Source organism: Streptomyces cathayae (assembly GCF_029760955.1).
GTDB classification, from domain to species: Bacteria; Actinomycetota; Actinomycetes; order Streptomycetales; family Streptomycetaceae; genus Streptomyces; species Streptomyces cathayae.
The window spans coordinates 6518852-6532877 of sequence record NZ_CP121682.1 but is presented as its reverse complement, the minus strand read 5'-3'; the positions used below and the strand labels follow the sequence as shown (position 1 = coordinate 6532877).

Genomic DNA, 14026 nt, shown 5'->3' with positions numbered 1-14026 from the left:
GCGCTGTGAGCAGCGACCCGTGGGGCCGCGTCGACGAGACGGGCACCGTGTACGTGCGTACGGCCGACGGAGAGCAGGTCGTCGGTTCCTGGCAGGCGGGCTCCCCCGAGGAGGCGCTGGCCTACTTCGAGCGCAAGTACGAGGGCCTGGTTGTCGAGATCGGCCTCCTCGAGAAGCGAGTGAAGACCACCGACCTGTCCTCGAAGGACGCCATGACGGCGGTCGAGCACCTGCGGGAGCAGGTCGACGCCCATCACGCGGTCGGCGATCTGGCCGCCCTGCGCGTGCGTCTGGACAAGCTCGTGGAGCTGGTGGACAAGCGGCGCGAGGAGCGCAGGGCGCAGCGGGCGAAGCAGTCCGACGAGGCCCGTCAGGCCAAGGAGGCGCTGGTCGCCGAGGCGGAGGAGCTGGCGGGCTCGGACCAGTGGCGGGCGGCCGGTGAGCGGCTGCGGGCGCTGGTGGACACCTGGAAGGGGCTGCCCCGGCTGGACCGCAAGTCCGACGACGAGCTGTGGCACCGCTTCTCGCACGCCCGGTCGGCGTTCTCCAAGCGGCGCAAGCAGCACTTCGCGCACCTGGACGCGCAGCGCGAGGAGGCCCGCAAGACCAAGGAGCGTCTGGTCGCCGAGGCGGAGGCGCTGTCGAACTCGACGGACTGGGGTGCGACGGCGGCGCGTTACCGGGACCTGATGGCGGAGTGGAAGGCCGCGGGCCGCGCCCAGCGCGAGCACGAGGATGACCTGTGGAACCGCTTCCGCGGCGCCCAGGACGTCTTCTTCGCCGCCCGCGGTTCGGTCTTCGCCGAGCGTGACGCGGAGCAGACGGAGAACCTCAAGCTCAAGGAGGAGCTGGCCGAAGAGGCCGAGAAGCTCCTGCCGATCACGGATCTGAAGGCCGCCCGGGCCGCGTTCCGCGCGCTCAACGAGCGCTGGGAGGCCATCGGCCATGTGCCGCGGGACGCCCGGCCGAAGGTCGAGGGCCGGATGCAGTCCGTGGAGCGGGCCATGCAGGAGGCCGAGGAGGCCGAGTGGCGCCGGACCAACCCGGAGGCACGCGCGCGTGCCGAGGGCCTGACCGGTCAGCTCCAGGCCGCCGTGGACAAGCTGAGCGGCCAGATCGAGCAGGCGCGGACGCAGGGCAACGAGGCCAGGGCCCAGAAGCTCGAGCGGGAGCTGGAGGGTCGCCGGGCGCTGCTGGACCAGGCGCTGAAGGGACTGCAGGAGTTCGGCGGCTGACGAAGGCCGCCGCACGCTGAGAGGGGCTCCCGTACCGGGTGGTGCGGGAGCCCCTCCTGCGTGTCCTGCGTGCCTCGTCCTCCGTGCCTCGCGCTTCGTGGCTTGCGTGCCGTGCGCGCCGGGTCTACCGGTTGCGGGCCGAGGTCACCCGGTACACGTCGTAGACGCCCTCCACGCCCCGTACCGCCTTCAGGACGTGCCCGAGGTGCTTCGGGTCGCCCATCTCGAAGGTGAAGCGGGAGGTGGCGACACGGTCGCGGGAGGTCTGGACGGCCGCGGAGAGGATGTTGACGTGCTGGTCGGACAGCACGCGCGTGACGTCCGACAGCAGCCTGGAGCGGTCCAGCGCCTCGACCTGGATGGCGACCAGGAAGACCGAGGACTGGGTGGGCGCCCACTCCACCTCGAGGATGCGCTCGGGCTCCCGGGACAGTGAGTCGACGTTCACGCAGTCGCTGCGGTGGACCGAGACACCGCTGCCGCGGGTCACGAAACCGATGATCGGGTCACCGGGGACCGGCGTACAGCAGCGGGCCAGCTTGACCCAGACGTCGTCGACGCCCTTGACGACCACGCCGGGGTCGGCGCTGGTGCGGCGCTTGCGACCGCGGCCGCGGGCCGGCGGCACCGACTCGTCGATCTCCTCGGTGGCCGCCTCCTCCCCGCCGAGGGCCTGCACCAGCTTCTGGACGATGTTCTGCGCGGCGACATGGCCCTCGCCGATCGCCGCGTAGAGCGCGGAGATGTCCGAGTAGCGCATCTCGTGCGCCAGCGTGACCAGCGAGTCGCCGGTGAGGATGCGCTGGATCGGCAGGTTCTGCTTGCGCATCGCGCGGACGATGGCGTCCTTGCCCTGCTCGATGGCCTCGTCGCGGCGCTCCTTGGAGAACCAGGCGCGGATCTTGTTGCGGGCGCGCGGCGACTTCACGAAGCCGAGCCAGTCCCGGGAGGGGCCCGCGCCGGCCGCCTTGGAGGTGAAGACCTCCACCAGATCGCCGTTGTCCAGGGTCGACTCGAGCGGTACGAGACGGCCGTTGACCCGCGCCCCGATGGTGCGGTGGCCGACCTCGGTGTGGACCGCGTAGGCGAAGTCCACCGGGGTGGCGCCCGCGGGGAGCGCGATGACGTCGCCCTTGGGAGTGAAGACGAAGACCTCGTTGCGGGACAGGTCGAAGCGCAGCGACTCCAGGAACTCGCCGGGGTCCTCGGTCTCCTTCTGCCAGTCGAGGAGCTGCCGCAGCCACGCCATGTCGTTGACGGCGGCAGAGTCCTTGCCGGCCTTGCCCGCCGCCTTGGGCACGTCCGTGCGGACCTTGGAGGCTCCGGCGACGGCCTCCTGCTTGTACTTCCAGTGCGCGGCGATGCCGTACTCGGCGCGGCGGTGCATGTCGAAGGTGCGGATCTGGAGCTCGACGGGCTTGCCGCCGGGGCCGATGACCGTCGTGTGCAGCGACTGGTACATGTTGAACTTGGGCATCGCGATGTAGTCCTTGAACCGGCCGGGGACCGGGTTCCATCGCGCGTGCACCGTGCCGAGGGCCGCGTAGCAGTCGCGGACGGTGTCCACGAGGACGCGGATGCCCACCAGGTCGTAGATCTCCGCGAAGTCCCGGCCGCGGACGATCATCTTCTGGTAGACGCTGTAGTAGTGCTTGGGGCGGCCGGTGACGGTGGCCTTGATGCGCGCGGCCCGCAGGTCCTGCTGCACCTCGTCGGTGACGACGGCGAGGTACTCGTCGCGCTTGGGGGCGCGTTCGGCGACCAGACGGACGATCTCGTCGTACATCTTGGGGTAGAGGATCGCGAAGGCGAGGTCCTCCAGTTCCCACTTGATGGTGTTCATGCCCAGCCGGTGGGCGAGCGGCGCGTAGATCTCCAGGGTCTCGCGTGCCTTCTTCTCCTGCTTCTCGCGCTTGAGGTAGCGCATGGTGCGCATGTTGTGCAGGCGGTCGGCGAGCTTGATGACCAGGACGCGGGGGTCCTTGGCCATGGCGACGACCATCTTGCGCACGGTCTCGGCCTGCGCGGCCTCGCCGAACTTGACCTTGTCCAGCTTGGTGACGCCGTCGACCAGCAGCGCGACGGTGTCTCCGAAGTCACGGCGGAGCTGCTCCAGGCCGTACTCGGTGTCCTCCACCGTGTCGTGCAGCAGGCCGGCCATCAGGGTGGCCGGGTCCATGCCCAGTTCGGCGAGGATCGTGGTCACGGCGAGCGGATGCGTGATGTACGGGTCGCCGCTCTTGCGCTTCTGGCCGCGGTGCCAGCGCTCGGCGACCTGGTAGGCGCTCTCGATCTGGCGGAGCGTGGCGTTCTCGATCTTGGGGTCGTTGCTGCGGACTATCCGCAGCAACGGTTCCAGCACCGGGTTGTACGGGTTGGCACGCTGCACACCGAGTCGGGCCAGCCGGGCGCGGACGCGGTTGGAGGAGCCGGCGCGGGCGGGCTGTCCGGTGTTCGGGCGGACCATGGGGGCGGAGCGCTCGGGCGAGGAGGATCCCCCCGTTCGAGCGGAGCCGAGAGGGGGGACGGGCTTGGGGCGCGGCTGCTCGGGCTTGTCCGCGGCTGCCTGGGCGTGCTGGACCGGCCTGCGCGTGTCGTTCTTCGCGTAGGGCGTGCTGGGCACAGGCTTGGCCGCGGCAGCCGAGTCGGACTCGGGCTTGTCTGCCGTCAGGTGCTGGGCCTCGTCTGGCAAGAGGACTCCTCGTGCGCTTTCCGGGTCCCCCGGCAGGCTCCGGACCCCCCATGGTAGCCATCCCCGGCCGGGGGCTGTCCTGCGGACCGGTGTGAGGACCGTCCACCCGTGAAACGCACGGGGCGGGTACCGGATTCCCACGGTACCCGCCCCGTGCGGTGTTCACCGCGCTCCACGCCCGTCACACGTCGCCGCTCAGAGCCTGAGCAGTGCCTCCAGCGGGGCACCGGCCAGGGCCGACTCCACCCTGGCCCGGCCACCGAGGAAGCCGAGTTCCATCAGCACGGCGAGGCCCACGACCTCGGCGCCGGCCCTGCGGATGAGCCGCACCGACGCCTCGGCGGTGCCGCCGGTGGCGAGCACGTCGTCGATCACCAGGACGCGGTCGGTGGTGGTCAGGTCCTCGGCGTGCACCTCGATCTCGGCGGAGCCGTACTCCAGGTCGTACGCCTGGCTGAGGGTGGCTCCGGGGAGCTTGCCCGCCTTGCGCACGGGGATGAACCCGAGGCCGGCCTGGACGGCGACCGGGGCGCCGAGGATGAAGCCCCGGGCCTCCAGGCCGACGATCTTGGTGGCGCCGGTGGCTCCGGCGATCACGGCGAGGGCGTCGCTGAGCACGGCGAACGCCTTGGGGTCGGCCAGGAGCGGGGTGATGTCCTTGAACATCACCCCCGGCTCCGGGTGGTCCTCGACGTCCCGGATACGGCTCAGCAGCAGTGCGGCGGCGTCGGTTGTTTCGGTCATCTGCGTTTTCCTGAGGGTCGGCCGCGCCCGCGGCTGCGGGACGCGGGTTGATGGTGTGGCCCCACAATGGCGGGCGCGGCGGGAACGGCGTCCGTCGGTCCGTGGTCGTGGCTGTCGTCGGGCATCCGGCTCTCGGCCGGCCCGCCCGTCTCCGTGCCCCGGGCCCGCTTGGCCAGGACACGCTTCTTCAGGGTCCTCATCGCCGGCTCGCGCTCCTTGAGGTCGGCGACGAGCGGCGTGGCGATGAAGATCGAGGAGTACGCACCGGCGGCGAGACCGACGAACAGCGACAGCGAGATGTCGTTCAGCATGCCGGCGCCGAGGACTCCGCCGCCGATGAACAGCAGGGCACCCACCGGCAGCAGCGCGACCACCGTGGTGTTGACGGAGCGGACCAGCGTGCTGTTGATGGAGCGGTTGGCGATCTCACTGTAGGTCCAGCGGGTCTGCTGGGTGATGTCGCGGGTCTGTTCCTTGAGGCTGTCGAAGACCACGACCGTGTCGTAGAGCGAGTAGCCGAGGATGGTCAGCAGCCCGATCACCGTGCCCGGGGTGACCTCGAAGCCCACGAGAGCGTAGATGCCGACGGTGATGGTGAGGTCGTGGATCAGCGCGACGAACGCGGCGACGGCCATGCGCCACTCGAAGGCGACGGCCAGATAGATCACGACCAGGAACAGGAAGATGCCGAGGCCCAGCCAGGCCTTGTTGGCGATCTGCTCGCCCCAGCTGGGACCGACCAGGTCCGCGTTGATCTGCTCGGGATTGACCTTCAGGTCCTGGGAGAGCTCCGTCTTGATCTTGTCCGAGACACCGGTGTCGATGCCCGCGATCTGGATGCGCAGACTGCCGTCACCGAGCTTCTGGACGATGGCGTCGTGGCCGGAGGCCTCTTCCGCGTAGGTCTCGGCCTGGGCGACCGAGGCGCTCATGTTCTTCGGGGTGGTGAAGACCGCCCCGCCCTGGAACTCGATGCCCATGTGGAGGCCGCGCACCGTCAGGCCGAGGATGGCCAGGACGGTGATCAGGATGGAGATGCCGTACCAGATCTTGCGGCTCTTGATGAAGTCGTATCCGACCTCACCGTGGTGCAGTCGGGCACCGAGACTACCGAGCTTCGACATCCCTCACGCCTCCTTCGGGTGGGAGGGGGCGGAGTGGTGGCGGGTGCGGCGCAACGGCGGCTTCGCTCCCAGAGCCTTCGGGTCGAGACCGGACCACTTGTGGCCGCTCGCGAAGAACTTCCGGCGGGCCATCAGCGTCAGCAGCGGCTTGGTGAACAGGAACACCACCACGACGTCGAGCACCGTGGTCAGGCCGAGCGTGAAAGCGAAGCCCTGGACCTTGCCGACGGTGACGACGAAGAGCACCGCGGCGGCGAGGAACGAGACGAAGTCGGAGACCAGGATGGTGCGCCGGGCGCGCGGCCAGGCCCGCTCCACGGCGGGGCGCAGGGTGCGGCCCTCACGGATCTCGTCCCGCACGCGTTCGAAGTAGACGATGAACGAGTCCGCCGTGATGCCGATCGCGACGATGGCGCCGCAGACGGCCGGCAGGTTCAGCGCGAAGCCGATGGTCGGGCCGAGCAGGGCCATGATCACGTAGGTGAGGGACGCGGACACCAGCAGCGAGGCGACGGCGATGAAGGACAGACCGCGGTAGTAGACCAGCAGGTACAGGACGACCAGGGCGAGGCCGATCGCGCCGGCGACGAGACCGGCGTGCAGCTGGTCACCGCCGAGCGCGGCGGTGACGGTGGTGACGCTGTCCTCGCGGAACGTCAGCGGCAGCGCGCCGTAGGACAGCATGTTGGCGAGTTCCTCGGCCGACTTCTGCGTGAAGTTGCCGGAGATCTCCGCGTTGCCGCCGGTGAGGGCCTGGCTGACGTAGGGGTCGGAGACGACCTCGCCGTCCAGGACGATGGCGAACTGGTTCTGCGGGGGCGGGTTCTGGGCCAGCTTGCCGGTGATGTCGGCGAACTTGCTGCTGCCCTTGTCCGTGAAGTCCATGGTGACGGTCCAGCCGGCACCGGACTGCGTGTTGAGGACGGCTTTGGCCTGGTCGACGTCCGTGCCGTCGACGGCGGCGGGGCCGAGGATGTACTTCTGCCACTGGCCCTGGGAGTTCTGGCCGCAGGCCACGGTCGAGTCGGTGGACCTGGCGCCGTCTCCGGCGGTGGCGCGGGCGCTCGCCTTGGTGCAGTCGAGCGCGGCGTACTGGGCCTGGAGCCCGCTGTCCGTCTCGCCCGGGGTACCGCCCGTGGCGGACGGGGAGGGAGTGGCCCCGTCCTCGGCCGGGCCGCTGGGGGGCGCCGACGGCGTGGCGTCGGCCTTCAGGGCGTCGGTGACCGCGCGGCCCCGGGTGGTGGAGTTCGCCGACGGGCTGGTGGAGGCGGACGGGGACCCCTCGTCGGTGGTCCTGTCCGTGGCCTTCTCGCTCGCCTTGTCGGTGGCCTTGTCCGCGCCGGCGCCCTGGCTCGAGGCGTCACCGGTGGCGCTGGGCGTGGGGGTGGCCCCGCCGGTGGCAAGTTCGGTCGCGAGGACCGGGCGGAAGTAGAGTTTGGCGGTGGTGCCGACCTGTTTCCGGGCCTGCTCGGAGTTGGTGCCCTTGGGGATGTTGACGATGATGTTACGGTCGCCCTGCGTCTGGACCTCTGCCTCGGAGACGCCGAGGCCGTTGACGCGACGTTCCATGATGGAGACCGCGGTTGCCATGTTGGCCGGGTTGATCGCGGATTCCTGGCCGGCCTCGGGGACCGCCGCCAGCGTGATGCTGGTGCCGCCGGCCAGGTCGATGCCCAGACGCGGGGTTTTGTGCCCGGAGGCGAACATGCCTCCGGTGAGCGCCACGATGGCGATCAGGATCAGGGTGAGCGAGCGCCACGGCTTGCTTGTGACGCTCGCCTTGTTTCCCTTTTTGAGTGCAGCCACCTTCGTACTCCCTCTCGGGCCGCCTCGGGCCCGGTCGATGGGCAGGCGGCCATGACTGGTCTGGGGATTCCGTGCGAGCGGGGCGGGTCCCGGGGTGCGCGGGCGGGCCCGCGCACCCCGGGGCTCGACTACTTCGTCCCGGAACCGCCTTCGGACTTCTTCGGCTGCTCGTCCGTCTTCGCCTTGTCGGCGGCGTCGGCCGGCTCGTCGGCCGTGTCAGCCGTTTCCTTCTCGTCCTTCTTACCGAAATCGACCGGCGTGTCGTCGGAGGCGGCAGCGTCGGAGGAGGCGTCGGTCTCGGTGAGGGAGGAGGCGTCGTCGGGGACGATGTCGGCATCGGACTTCAGGTCGTGCTCGGCGCCGTGGACGATGTGGTTGTACTCCTCGTCGCTCAGGACGGCACCGATGGAGTTCTTCGCGAACAGCAGTTCCACGCCGGGGCCGGCGTCGAGAAGAACCGTGTCCTCACTGACCTCCTTGACCGTGGCGTACATGCCCCCGATCGTGCGGACACCGGAACCCGGCTGCATCTGGTTCCGCATATCAATGGCCTGCTGCTGCTTCTTCTTGGCCGACCGGGTCATCAGGAACATGGCCCCGATGAGCACAATGAAAGGGAGGAGGGTCAGGAGACTCACGGGTCGGACTTCCTTCACATGACCGCGACGGTGAACGGCCTGTTGGTTGGGGGTGTGTGATACCGCCTACAAGGGTGGCACCGGCGGAGTCTAGGCGAGTCCGCGCGCAGGGAACAACGCTCAGCGTGACACCGGGGTTCCGGTCCCGGCCGCTGCAGCCTCTCATGCCCCGAACAGGTCCCCTTGTCCGTTTCCGGTTCCGCGGGAGCCGGGCGGGGTGAGGCCGAGATGTGTCCATGCCGCCGGGGTCGCGACCCGGCCCCGCGGGGTACGGGCCAGCAGGCCCTCCCGCACCAGGAACGGCTCGGCGACCTCTTCCACCGTCTCACGTTCCTCCCCCACCGCGACCGCGAGCGTGGACAGGCCGACCGGTCCCCCGCCGAACAGCTTGATCAGGGCCTCCAGCACCGCCCGGTCGAGCCGGTCCAGGCCGCGGCCGTCGACCTCGTAGACCGCCAGGGCCGCCGTGGCGATCTCGCGGGTGACCACGCCGTCGGCCCTGACCTGGGCGTAGTCCCGGACCCGGCGCAGGAGGCGGTTGGCGATGCGGGGGGTGCCGCGCGAGCGGCCGGCGATCTCGGCGGCGCCGTCGGTCTCTATCCCCACCTCCAGGAGGCCCGCCGAGCGGTGGATCACCCGCTCCAGCTCGGTGGGCTCGTAGAACTCCATGTGCGCGGTGAAGCCGAAGCGGTCGCGCAGCGGGGGCGGCAGCAGACCCGCCCTGGTGGTGGCGCCGACCAGGGTGAACGGGGGCAGTTCGAGGGGGATGGCGGTCGCGCCGGGGCCCTTGCCGACGATGACGTCGACGCGGAAGTCCTCCATCGCCATGTACAGCATCTCCTCGGCGGGCCGGGACATCCGGTGGATCTCGTCGAGGAAGAGGACCTCACCCTCCTGGAGGGAGGACAGGATCGCCGCGAGGTCGCCGGCGTGCTGGATGGCCGGGCCGGAGGTGATGCGGATGGGGGCTTCCATCTCGGCCGCGATGATCATGGAGAGGGTGGTCTTGCCGAGACCGGGGGCGCCGGACAGCAGCACGTGGTCGGCGGTGGCACCCCGCGCGCGGGCGGCGCGCAGCACCAGGTCGAGCTGCTCGCGGACCTTCTCCTGGCCGATGAACTCGTCCAGGTCCTTGGGCCGCAGGGCGGCCTCGACGGCCTGGTCCTCCCCGTCGGCGACAGATCCCACCAACCGCTCCGCGGCGGGGTCGGTCGTGTCGTCCCAGTTCACTGAAGTCTCCTAGCCGGGGTGGGGCGGGCGTGCGGGTGGTGCGGTCGGGAGCTGCGGCCCGGGTGCCGCAGCCGGCGGTGGTGGTCCGTGGACCGCGAGCCGGACTACCGGGCGCGGTTCAGGGTCTGCAGAGCCGCCTTCAGCAGCGGGCCCACCTGGGGGGTGCCCTCGGCCGCCTCGGCCTGCGGGGTGACGGCGGCGACCGCCTCGTCGGCCTCACGTGCCGCGTACCCGAGGCCGATCAGCGCGGCGTGCAGCTGGTCGCGCCAGCCCGTGCTGCCGGGACCGGCCGCGGCCGCCGCCGCGCCCACCGGTGCGCCGAGGCGGTCCTTCAGCTCCAGGAACAGCTTCTGGGCGCCCTTCTTGCCGATGCCGGGCACGGCGGTGAGCGCCTTCTCGTCGGTGGTCGCGACGGCCCGGCGCAGCGCGTCCGGGGTGTGCACGGCGAGCATGGCCTGGGCCAGGCGCGGGCCCACGCCGCTGGCGGTCTGCAGCAGCTCGAAGACCTGCCGCTCGTCGTCGTCCGCGAAGCCGTACAGGGTGAGCGAGTCCTCGCGCACCACCAGGGACGTCGCGAGCCGGGCGGGCGCGCCGACGCGCAGCCCGGACAGGGTGTCGGGCGTGCACCGGACGGCCATGCCGACGCCGCCGACCTCGACGACCGCGGTGTCGGGGGCGAGCGCGGCGACCGTGCCGCTGACGAAGGCGATCATGCGGAGCGCCCCTTCGGTGAGTTCGGTGCTGTGGGTGTGCGCGAGGCGTGCAGGGCGGCCGCCTGACGCAGCCGGTTCTGGGCCGGGGCCCGCCAGATGTGGCAGATGGCGAGCGCCAGGGCGTCGGCCGCGTCGGCGGGCTTCGGGGGTGCGTCGAGCCGCAGCAGGCGGGTGACCATCGCGCCGACCTGGGCCTTGTCCGCGCGGCCGGAGCCGGTCACGGCGGCCTTGACCTCGCTGGGCGTGTGCAGGGCGACGGGGATGCCGCGGCGCGAGGCGCACAGCAGGGCGACGGCGCTCGCCTGGGCGGTGCCCATCACCGTCCGGACGTTGTGCTGGCTGAAGACACGCTCGACGGCGACGAACTCCGGCCGGTATTCGTCCAGCCACCGTTCCAGGCCCTGCTCGATGGCGACGAGGCGGTGTCCGAGATCGGCGTCGGCGGGCGTGCGTACGACGCCGACGCCGAGCATGGTGAGCGGTCGCCCGGCAACCCCCTCGACCACCCCGACGCCGCACCGCGTCAACCCCGGGTCGACCCCCAGCACCCGCACACCGGCCTCCCCTCTCTCTGCGGCTCGTCCGCCGCCGCTCTCGCGGACCTGGCTGATCGCCGCCGGGGTTCCTCGAGCGAGGGTTACGGTCCGCGTACGGTGATCTTTGGCGTACGCCAGGCTATCGGCTGCCACTGACAGGAGCGCGGGCCGGTGGGGACATGCCCCCACCGGCCCGCTGGGATCGTCACGCACGCGGCCACGTCACGCGTCGACGTCGACCTTCTCCATGATCTCGTCGCTCACGTCGAAGTTGGCGAAGACGTTCTGCACGTCGTCGCTGTCCTCCAGCGCGTCGATCAGCTTGAAGATCTTCTTGGCGCCCTCCTCGTCCAGCTCGACCTGCATGGTCGGGACGAAGTTGGCCTCGGCGGAGTCGTAGTCGATCCCCGCGCCCTGCAGCGCGGTGCGGACCTCGACGAGGTCGGTGGCCTCGCTGAGCACCTCGAAGGACTCACCGAGGTCGTTGACCTCCTCGGCGCCCGCGTCCAGGACGGCGGCGAGGACGTCGTCCTCGGCCAGCTCACCCTTGGGGACGATCACGACGCCCTTGCGGTGGAACAGGTACGACACCGAGCCGGGGTCGGCCATCGAGCCGCCGTTGCGGGTCATCGCGACCCGCACGTCCGAGGCGGCGCGGTTGCGGTTGTCGGTGAGGCACTCGATGAGCACCGCGACACCGTTCGGGCCGTAGCCCTCGTACATGATCGTCTCGTAGTCGGCGCCACCGGCCTCGAGACCGCCACCGCGCTTGATGGCGGAGTCGATGTTCTTGTTCGGCACCGACTGCTTCTTGGCCTTCTGAACGGCGTCGTAGAGCGTCGGGTTGCCGTCCAGGTCGACACCGCCCATACGCGCGGCGACCTCGATGTTCTTGATCAGCTTCGCGAAGAGTTTGCCGCGCTTGGCATCGAGGACGGCCTTCTTGTGCTTCGTCGTGGCCCATTTGGAGTGGCCGGCCATCTGACTCTCTCCTTCGCGTAACCCATCCCTGCAACAGACTCCCCCAGGGCTCGAAAGCCCGGGAGGTACCCAGGAATCCTACAAGGCGTCGGCCGCCCGGCACTCGCGTGTCATGGCGACGAACAGACCGTGCAGGCGGTGATCACCGGTCAGTTCCGGGTGGAACGAGGTGGCCAGGGCATTGCCCTGGCGGACCGCGACGATGTGGCCGTCGTGCTCGGCGACCACCTCGGCTCCGGCGCCGACGGACTCGACCCAGGGGGCGCGGATGAAGACACCGTGCACGGGGCCGCCCACCACTCCCTTGACGTCCACCGCGGCCTCGAAGGAGTCGTTCTGCCGTCCGAAGGCGTTGCGGCGCACGATCATGTCGATCCCGCCCACGGTCTCCTGACCCGAGCGCGGGTCGAGGATCCTGTCGGCGAGCAGGATCATCCCGGCACAGGTGCCGTAGACGGGCATGCCGGCCCGCACCCGTGCGCGCAGGGGCTCCATCAGTCCGAACAGGACGGCCAGTCTGGAGATGGTGGTGGACTCCCCGCCGGGCAGGACCAGGCCGTCGACCTCGGCGAGTTCGTCGGGCAGGCGCACCGGCCTGGCCACGGCACCTGCCGCGGCCAGGGCGACGAGGTGTTCCCGTACGTCGCCCTGGAGGGCCAGGACGCCTGTCACGACGTCGCTCATGCCTACCAGCCGCGGTTGGCGTAGCGCTCGGCCTCGGGAAGGGTGTCGCAGTTGATGCCGACCATGGCCTCACCGAGGTTGCGGGACGCCTCCGCGATCACCTTCGGGTCGTCGTAGAAGGTGGTGGCCTTGACGATGGCGGCGGCGCGCTTGGCCGGGTCGCCGGACTTGAAGATGCCGGAGCCGACGAAGACGCCCTCGGCGCCGAGCTGGCGCATCAGCGCGGCGTCGGCGGGGGTGGCGACACCGCCGGCGGAGAACAGCACGACGGGCAGCCTGCCCAGCTCGGCGACCTCCTTGACCAGCTCGTACGGGGCACGCAGCTCCTTGGCGGCGGCGTACAGCTCGTGGTTGTCGAAGCCGCGCAGCCGGGCGATCTCGTTCTTGATCTGGCGCAGGTGACGGACGGCCTCGACGACGTTGCCGGTGCCGGCCTCGCCCTTGGAGCGGATCATCGCGGCACCCTCGGCGATGCGGCGCAGGGCCTCGCCGAGGTTGGTGGCACCGCAGACGAAGGGGGTGGTGAACGACCACTTGTCGGAGTGGTTGACCTCGTCGGCCGGGGTGAGCACCTCGGACTCGTCGATGTAGTCGACGCCGAGGGACTGCAGGACCTGGGCCTCGACGAAGTGGCCGATGCGGGACTTGGCCATGACCGGGATGGAGACGGCCCCGATGATGCCGTCGATCATGTCCGGGTCGGACATGCGTGCCACGCCGCCGTCCTTGCGGATGTCGGCGGGCACGCGCTCCAGGGCCATGACGGCGACGGCGCCCGCGTCCTCGGCGATCTTCGCCTGCTCCGGCGTGACGACGTCCATGATCACGCCGCCCTTGAGCTGCTCGGCCATGCCGCGCTTCACGCGGGCGGTGCCGGTCTCGGGAGCCTGGTTTTCGGAGAGCGTGCTGGACACGAATGACCTCACTGTTGCGAAGAGGGGGTTTCTGCAGCACTGAGGAAACGTGAACGGACCGGTCCACAGCAAGAGCCAATGACGAGGCGGTGGATCCTTCTGGGTGGGCTCCTGGTCTTCCCGGGCGGGGCCTCGCTACGCGGCCCGCTCCATCAGGAAGGCCGGTGGTTCGTCGTCCATTTCGAAGGCCATCGGGAACGGCGCGTGTCCCGCCAGCCGGAACCAGCGCACCTTGCGGTGCCGGCGCAGAGCACGTGCGGCCCGTACGGCGTCGTTGTGGAAACGCCGTGCCATGGGCACCCTGCGCACCGCCTCGGCGAGTTCCAGGGCCGCCTCCTCTCCCCCGGGCGCGTCCCTGACCGCGTCCACCTGCGGCGCCTCGGCGAAGACGGCACGCAGCGCCTGGCTCAGTTCGCTCTCGGCGACCTCCCGTTGCTCCTCCACCGTCTGCCGTGCGGCGTGCGCGGCCTCGTAGAGCACGATCGAGGCGGCCGGGTCGAGCACCCCCGACGTGGCCAGTTCCTGCGCCACCGAGGCGCGACGCAGCAACTGCGCGTCCAGCGCGGCACGGGCGGCGTCGATCCGGGCGTGCAGCCGGTCCAGCCGCCCCGCCGTCCAGCTCAGATAGAGGCCGATCGCGGCGAGGACGACAAGGATCCAGATGAGGGTTGCGGTCACGGGCGGCAAGGCTACCGGGAGCCGCATCCGGACCCGAACAAGCCGGAGCCC

At 70.5% G+C, this 14026-nt stretch carries 13 protein-coding genes; 1 reads left to right on the top strand and 12 read right to left on the bottom strand.

The window, feature by feature from the left end:
• Positions 1-5: 5 nt before the first annotated feature.
• Positions 6-1235, top strand: a complete 1230-nt coding sequence (locus PYS65_RS29880) for a DUF349 domain-containing protein (RefSeq protein ID WP_279337041.1) — start codon at positions 6-8, stop codon at positions 1233-1235.
• A gap of 124 nt (positions 1236-1359) precedes the next feature.
• On the opposite strand, the gene PYS65_RS29875 is transcribed toward PYS65_RS29880, so the two are convergent.
• The 12 genes from PYS65_RS29875 to PYS65_RS29820 form a co-directional block, all read right to left on the bottom strand.
• Entirely contained in the window at positions 1360-3927 is a 2568-nt protein-coding gene (locus PYS65_RS29875) for a RelA/SpoT family protein (protein ID WP_279337040.1), read from the bottom strand.
• A 195-nt stretch (positions 3928-4122) separates the two neighbouring features.
• Entirely contained in the window at positions 4123-4671 is a 549-nt protein-coding gene (locus tag PYS65_RS29870) for an adenine phosphoribosyltransferase (RefSeq protein WP_279337039.1), read from the bottom strand.
• Complete coding sequence (gene secF / locus PYS65_RS29865; protein ID WP_279337038.1) at positions 4668-5795, bottom strand: protein translocase subunit SecF; 1128 nt, start codon at positions 5793-5795, stop codon at positions 4668-4670. Before secF ends, PYS65_RS29870 begins: the two co-directional genes overlap by 4 nt.
• Before the next feature lie 3 nt (positions 5796-5798).
• Positions 5799-7601: a protein translocase subunit SecD gene (gene secD, locus PYS65_RS29860; protein ID WP_279337037.1), complete on the bottom strand. Its 1803-nt coding sequence runs from the start codon at positions 7599-7601 to the stop codon at positions 5799-5801.
• Between the two features lie 128 nt (positions 7602-7729).
• Positions 7730-8239: a preprotein translocase subunit YajC gene (yajC, locus tag PYS65_RS29855; protein WP_279337036.1), complete on the bottom strand. Its 510-nt coding sequence runs from the start codon at positions 8237-8239 to the stop codon at positions 7730-7732.
• A gap of 162 nt (positions 8240-8401) precedes the next feature.
• Positions 8402-9469, bottom strand: a complete 1068-nt coding sequence (gene ruvB / locus PYS65_RS29850; protein WP_279337035.1) for a Holliday junction branch migration DNA helicase RuvB — start codon at positions 9467-9469, stop codon at positions 8402-8404.
• A 104-nt stretch (positions 9470-9573) separates the two neighbouring features.
• Entirely contained in the window at positions 9574-10182 is a 609-nt protein-coding gene (ruvA, locus tag PYS65_RS29845) for a Holliday junction branch migration protein RuvA (protein WP_279337034.1), read from the bottom strand.
• The gene (gene ruvC / locus PYS65_RS29840; RefSeq protein WP_279338121.1) at positions 10179-10736 is read right to left on the bottom strand and encodes a crossover junction endodeoxyribonuclease RuvC; all 558 of its coding nucleotides are present in this window, start codon (positions 10734-10736) and stop codon (positions 10179-10181) included. The genes ruvA and ruvC overlap by 4 nt, the downstream gene beginning before the upstream one ends.
• A gap of 204 nt (positions 10737-10940) precedes the next feature.
• Positions 10941-11699 carry a YebC/PmpR family DNA-binding transcriptional regulator gene (locus PYS65_RS29835; protein WP_279337033.1) on the bottom strand — a complete coding sequence of 253 codons (759 nt, stop codon included), beginning with the start codon at positions 11697-11699 and terminating at the stop codon, positions 10941-10943.
• 78 nt (positions 11700-11777) lie between these two features.
• The gene (pdxT, locus tag PYS65_RS29830) at positions 11778-12383 is read right to left on the bottom strand and encodes a pyridoxal 5'-phosphate synthase glutaminase subunit PdxT (protein ID WP_279337032.1); all 606 of its coding nucleotides are present in this window, start codon (positions 12381-12383) and stop codon (positions 11778-11780) included.
• 2 nt (positions 12384-12385) lie between these two features.
• Complete coding sequence (pdxS, locus tag PYS65_RS29825; protein ID WP_202276752.1) at positions 12386-13297, bottom strand: pyridoxal 5'-phosphate synthase lyase subunit PdxS; 912 nt, start codon at positions 13295-13297, stop codon at positions 12386-12388.
• Between the two features lie 135 nt (positions 13298-13432).
• A complete protein-coding gene (locus tag PYS65_RS29820) occupies positions 13433-13975 on the bottom strand; it encodes a LemA family protein (protein WP_279337031.1) in 543 nt (180 codons plus the stop codon).
• Between the last annotated feature and the right edge of the window lie 51 nt (positions 13976-14026).

Bases quoted from the DNA above. Each gene is read 5' to 3' on its own strand.
- ruvA (WP_279337034.1), bottom strand. From the start codon at position 10,182: ATGATCGCCTTCGTCAGCGGCACGGTCGCCGCGCTCGCCCCCGACACC.
- secF (WP_279337038.1), bottom strand. From the start codon at position 5,795: ATGTCGAAGCTCGGTAGTCTCGGTGCCCGACTGCACCACGGTGAGGTC.
- pdxT (WP_279337032.1), bottom strand. From the start codon at position 12,383: ATGAGCGACGTCGTGACAGGCGTCCTGGCCCTCCAGGGCGACGTACGG.
- PYS65_RS29870 (WP_279337039.1), bottom strand. From the start codon at position 4,671: ATGACCGAAACAACCGACGCCGCCGCACTGCTGCTGAGCCGTATCCGG.
- PYS65_RS29835 (WP_279337033.1), bottom strand. From the start codon at position 11,699: ATGGCCGGCCACTCCAAATGGGCCACGACGAAGCACAAGAAGGCCGTC.